The following is a 376-nucleotide window of genomic DNA, read 5'->3' on the forward strand; positions in this document are numbered from 1 at the left end:
CGCCTTTGGCTTTTTTCTTCGCTTTTACTTTATCCAGCTCGTAAATACCTTTTACGATGCCCTCTTCGACGCCTTCCGGCATTTCTGGCTGATGATAGTTTTCATTCATTACGGTGAGGTAATAGAAAACGTTTTCCTGATCGCCAAACATGCGCTTCAGGCCATCGTGCACGATAACCGCAATTTCATAACCGTAAGTCGGGTCATAGCTAATGCAGTTTGGCACTGTGCCGAAGTGAACCAGGCTCTGTCCGTCCTGGTGTTGCAGACCTTCACCATTGAGCGTTGTTCGACCGGCGGTACCACCGACCAGGAAGCCACGCGTCTGACTGTCGCCTGCTGCCCAGACTAAATCGCCCACGCGCTGGAAACCGAA

1 pseudogene is annotated in these 376 nt (G+C 51.3%); it reads right to left on the reverse strand.

Going from position 1 to position 376, the window contains the following annotated elements:
• A pseudogene (gene aceE / locus B3180_RS04600) lies at positions 1–376 on the reverse strand (pyruvate dehydrogenase (acetyl-transferring), homodimeric type); the annotation flags it as partial.

The sequence above is a fragment of the Idiomarina sp. UBA4206 genome, from assembly GCF_002383015.1.
In the GTDB taxonomy this organism is placed as follows: Bacteria; Pseudomonadota; Gammaproteobacteria; order Enterobacterales; family Alteromonadaceae; genus Idiomarina; species Idiomarina abyssalis.